Source organism: Pseudomonas ulcerans (assembly GCF_036324125.1).
GTDB classification, from domain to species: Bacteria; Pseudomonadota; Gammaproteobacteria; order Pseudomonadales; family Pseudomonadaceae; genus Aquipseudomonas; species Aquipseudomonas ulcerans.
In genome coordinates, this window is sequence record NZ_JAZDQN010000088.1 from 1 (window position 1) to 5,399 (window position 5,399).

The window sequence follows — 5,399 nt, forward strand, 5'->3', positions numbered from 1 at the left end:
CTTAGAGGAAAGCGTAGAATGCGCGCCTCGGTTGAAGCGAAACGCTTCGCCAAACGCTCTTTAACAATCGAATCAAGCAATTCGTGTGGGTGCTTGTGATAATGGACTGATAGTCAAAAAGATTATCAGCATCACAAGTGACTATGCGAGAAATCGAAATAGTTCATTTTGAGATTGCTGAGCCAGGTTTAGGGTTTTCTCAAAACCCAAGCAGTATTGAACTGAAGAGTTTGATCATGGCTCAGATTGAACGCTGGCGGCAGGCCTAACACATGCAAGTCGAGCGGATGAGAAGAGCTTGCTCTTCGATTCAGCGGCGGACGGGTGAGTAATGCCTAGGAATCTGCCTGGTAGTGGGGGACAACGTTTCGAAAGGAACGCTAATACCGCATACGTCCTACGGGAGAAAGCAGGGGACCTTCGGGCCTTGCGCTATCAGATGAGCCTAGGTCGGATTAGCTAGTTGGTGAGGTAATGGCTCACCAAGGCGACGATCCGTAACTGGTCTGAGAGGATGATCAGTCACACTGGAACTGAGACACGGTCCAGACTCCTACGGGAGGCAGCAGTGGGGAATATTGGACAATGGGCGAAAGCCTGATCCAGCCATGCCGCGTGTGTGAAGAAGGTCTTCGGATTGTAAAGCACTTTAAGTTGGGAGGAAGGGTTGTACGCTAATACCGTGCAATTTTGACGTTACCAACAGAATAAGCACCGGCTAACTCTGTGCCAGCAGCCGCGGTAATACAGAGGGTGCAAGCGTTAATCGGAATTACTGGGCGTAAAGCGCGCGTAGGTGGTTCGTTAAGTTGGATGTGAAAGCCCCGGGCTCAACCTGGGAACTGCATCCAAAACTGGCGAGCTAGAGTAGGGCAGAGGGTGGTGGAATTTCCTGTGTAGCGGTGAAATGCGTAGATATAGGAAGGAACACCAGTGGCGAAGGCGACCACCTGGGCTCATACTGACACTGAGGTGCGAAAGCGTGGGGAGCAAACAGGATTAGATACCCTGGTAGTCCACGCCGTAAACGATGTCAACTAGCCGTTGGAATCCTTGAGATTTTAGTGGCGCAGCTAACGCATTAAGTTGACCGCCTGGGGAGTACGGCCGCAAGGTTAAAACTCAAATGAATTGACGGGGGCCCGCACAAGCGGTGGAGCATGTGGTTTAATTCGAAGCAACGCGAAGAACCTTACCAGGCCTTGACATGCAGAGAACTTTCCAGAGATGGATTGGTGCCTTCGGGAACTCTGACACAGGTGCTGCATGGCTGTCGTCAGCTCGTGTCGTGAGATGTTGGGTTAAGTCCCGTAACGAGCGCAACCCTTGTCCTTAGTTACCAGCACGTTAAGGTGGGCACTCTAAGGAGACTGCCGGTGACAAACCGGAGGAAGGTGGGGATGACGTCAAGTCATCATGGCCCTTACGGCCTGGGCTACACACGTGCTACAATGGTCGGTACAGAGGGTTGCCAAGCCGCGAGGTGGAGCTAATCTCACAAAACCGATCGTAGTCCGGATCGCAGTCTGCAACTCGACTGCGTGAAGTCGGAATCGCTAGTAATCGCGAATCAGAATGTCGCGGTGAATACGTTCCCGGGCCTTGTACACACCGCCCGTCACACCATGGGAGTGGGTTGCACCAGAAGTAGCTAGTCTAACCTTCGGGAGGACGGTTACCACGGTGTGATTCATGACTGGGGTGAAGTCGTAACAAGGTAGCCGTAGGGGAACCTGCGGCTGGATCACCTCCTTAATCGACGACATCAGCCGTATCATGAGCTCCCACACGAATTGCTTGATTCCTTGAAGAAGACGATTACGGTAACAGCTCTTAACTGGGTCTGTAGCTCAGTTGGTTAGAGCGCACCCCTGATAAGGGTGAGGTCGGCAGTTCGAATCTGCCCAGACCCACCAGTTTCTTGTTGGGGCCATAGCTCAGCTGGGAGAGCGCCTGCCTTGCACGCAGGAGGTCAGCGGTTCGATCCCGCTTGGCTCCACCATCCTCTGTACCAAAGCTTAGAAATGAGCGTTTTCGCAAAGGCGAGAATGTTGATTTCTGATCTTTATCAGAATCGTTCTTTAAAAATTTGGGTATGTGATAGAAATAGACTGAACGACACTTTCACTGGTGTTGATTCAGGCTAAGGTAAAATTTGTGAGTGACTCTTAAGAGTTTTGCAAATTTTCGGCGAATGTCGTCTTCACAGTATAACCAGATTGCTTGGGGTTATATGGTCAAGTGAAGAAGCGCATACGGTGGATGCCTTGGCAGTCAGAGGCGATGAAAGACGTGGTAGCCTGCGATAAGCTCCGGGGAGTCGGCAAACAGACTTTGATCCGGAGATCTCTGAATGGGGGAACCCACTCAGCACAAGCTGAGTATCTTGCACTGAATACATAGGTGCAAGAGGCGAACCAGGGGAACTGAAACATCTAAGTACCCTGAGGAAAAGAAATCAACCGAGATTCCCTTAGTAGTGGCGAGCGAACGGGGACTAGCCCTTAAGTTGATTTGAGATTAGTGGAAGGCTCTGGAAAGTGCCGCCATAGTGGGTGATAGCCCCGTACACGAAAATCTCTTGTCAATGAAATCGAGTAGGACGGAGCACGAGAAACTTTGTCTGAATATGGGGGGACCATCCTCCAAGGCTAAATACTACTGACTGACCGATAGTGAACCAGTACCGTGAGGGAAAGGCGAAAAGAACCCCGGAGAGGGGAGTGAAATAGAACCTGAAACCGTATGCGTACAAGCAGTGGGAGCCTACTTTGTTAGGTGACTGCGTACCTTTTGTATAATGGGTCAGCGACTTATATTCAGTGGCGAGCTTAACCGAATAGGGGAGGCGTAGCGAAAGCGAGTCTTAATAGGGCGTTTAGTCGCTGGGTATAGACCCGAAACCGGGCGATCTATCCATGGGCAGGTTGAAGGTTAGGTAACACTGACTGGAGGACCGAACCGACTACCGTTGAAAAGTTAGCGGATGACCTGTGGATCGGAGTGAAAGGCTAATCAAGCTCGGAGATAGCTGGTTCTCCTCGAAAGCTATTTAGGTAGCGCCTCATGTATCACTCCAGGGGGTAGAGCACTGTTTCGGCTAGGGGGTCATCCCGACTTACCAAACCGATGCAAACTCCGAATACCTGGAAGTGCCGAGCATGGGAGACACACGGCGGGTGCTAACGTCCGTCGTGAAAAGGGAAACAACCCAGACCGTCAGCTAAGGTCCCAAAGTCATGGTTAAGTGGGAAACGATGTGGGAAGGCTTAGACAGCTAGGAGGTTGGCTTAGAAGCAGCCACCCTTTAAAGAAAGCGTAATAGCTCACTAGTCGAGTCGGCCTGCGCGGAAGATGTAACGGGGCTCAAACCATGCACCGAAGCTACGGGTATCACTTAGGTGATGCGGTAGAGGAGCGTTCTGTAAGCCTGTGAAGGTGAGTTGAGAAGCTTGCTGGAGGTATCAGAAGTGCGAATGCTGACATGAGTAACGACAATGGGAGTGAAAAACTCCCACGCCGAAAGACCAAGGTTTCCTGCGCAACGTTAATCGACGCAGGGTTAGTCGGTCCCTAAGGCGAGGCTGAAAAGCGTAGTCGATGGAAAACAGGTTAATATTCCTGTACTTCTGGTTATTGCGATGGAGGGACGGAGAAGGCTAGGCCAGCTTGGCGTTGGTTGTCCAAGTTTAAGGTGGTAGGCTGGACTCTTAGGTAAATCCGGGAGTTCAAGGCCGAGAGCTGATGACGAGTTGCCTTAAGGCGACGAAGTGGTTGATGCCATGCTTCCAAGAAAAGCTTCTAAGCTTCAGATAACCAGGAACCGTACCCCAAACCGACACAGGTGGTTGGGTAGAGAATACCAAGGCGCTTGAGAGAACTCGGGTGAAGGAACTAGGCAAAATGGCACCGTAACTTCGGGAGAAGGTGCGCCGGCGAGGGTGAAGGACTTGCTCCGTAAGCCCATGCCGGTCGAAGATACCAGGCCGCTGCGACTGTTTATTAAAAACACAGCACTCTGCAAACACGAAAGTGGACGTATAGGGTGTGACGCCTGCCCGGTGCCGGAAGGTTAATTGATGGGGTTAGCTAACGCGAAGCTCTTGATCGAAGCCCCGGTAAACGGCGGCCGTAACTATAACGGTCCTAAGGTAGCGAAATTCCTTGTCGGGTAAGTTCCGACCTGCACGAATGGCGTAACGATGGCGGCGCTGTCTCCACCCGAGACTCAGTGAAATTGAAATCGCTGTGAAGATGCAGTGTATCCGCGGCTAGACGGAAAGACCCCGTGAACCTTTACTATAGCTTTGCACTGGACTTTGAATTTGCTTGTGTAGGATAGGTGGGAGGCTTTGAAGCGTGGACGCCAGTTCGCGTGGAGCCATCCTTGAAATACCACCCTGGCAACTTTGAGGTTCTAACTCAGGTCCGTTATCCGGATCGAGGACAGTGTATGGTGGGTAGTTTGACTGGGGCGGTCTCCTCCTAAAGAGTAACGGAGGAGTACGAAGGTGCGCTCAGACCGGTCGGAAATCGGTCGTAGAGTATAAAGGCAAAAGCGCGCTTGACTGCGAGACAGACACGTCGAGCAGGTACGAAAGTAGGTCTTAGTGATCCGGTGGTTCTGTATGGAAGGGCCATCGCTCAACGGATAAAAGGTACTCCGGGGATAACAGGCTGATACCGCCCAAGAGTTCATATCGACGGCGGTGTTTGGCACCTCGATGTCGGCTCATCACATCCTGGGGCTGAAGCCGGTCCCAAGGGTATGGCTGTTCGCCATTTAAAGTGGTACGCGAGCTGGGTTTAGAACGTCGTGAGACAGTTCGGTCCCTATCTGCCGTGGACGTTTGAGATTTGAGAGGGGCTGCTCCTAGTACGAGAGGACCGGAGTGGACGAACCTCTGGTGTTCCGGTTGTCACGCCAGTGGCATTGCCGGGTAGCTATGTTCGGAAGAGATAACCGCTGAAAGCATCTAAGCGGGAAACTTGCCTCAAGATGAGATCTCACTGGAGCCTTGAGCTCCCTGAAGGGCCGTCGAAGACTACGACGTTGATAGGTTGGGTGTGTAAGCGCTGTGAGGCGTTGAGCTAACCAATACTAATTGCCCGTGAGGCTTGACCATATAACACCCAAGCAATTTGAGCGGAAGCCAGATTGCGGTGTTGTGAAGATGAATGAACCGAAAGTTTGCAGCTCACAACTGTCACATACCCGATTTGCTGTAGCGTCGAAAGACGAGACGGCAGCCAGAATTTCTTGACGACCATAGAGCGTTGGAACCACCTGATCCCATCCCGAACTCAGCAGTGAAACGACGCATCGCCGATGGTAGTGTGGAGCTTCTCCATGTGAGAGTAGGTCATCGTCAAGATTAAATTCCGAAACCCCTATCTGC

2 tRNA genes and 3 rRNA genes are annotated in these 5,399 nt (G+C 51.8%); all 5 read left to right on the plus strand.

Annotated features, from left to right (window positions below):
* Positions 1 to 218: 218 nt before the first annotated feature.
* The 5 genes from V0R59_RS31565 to rrf all read left to right on the plus strand — a co-directional run bounded on the left by V0R59_RS31565 (position 219) and on the right by rrf (position 5,375).
* A 16S ribosomal RNA gene (locus V0R59_RS31565) occupies positions 219 to 1,755 on the plus strand.
* An 84-nt stretch (positions 1,756 to 1,839) separates the two neighbouring features.
* Positions 1,840 to 1,916, plus strand: a tRNA-Ile gene (locus V0R59_RS31570).
* A 10-nt stretch (positions 1,917 to 1,926) separates the two neighbouring features.
* Positions 1,927 to 2,002, plus strand: a tRNA-Ala gene (locus V0R59_RS31575).
* Positions 2,003 to 2,235: 233 nt separating this feature from the next.
* Positions 2,236 to 5,126 (plus strand): 23S ribosomal RNA (locus tag V0R59_RS31580).
* A gap of 133 nt (positions 5,127 to 5,259) precedes the next feature.
* Positions 5,260 to 5,375 (plus strand): 5S ribosomal RNA (rrf, locus tag V0R59_RS31585).
* The 16S, 23S and 5S rRNA genes sit together here with 2 tRNA genes alongside, the layout of an rRNA operon.
* The last annotated feature ends 24 nt before the right edge of the window (positions 5,376 to 5,399 follow it).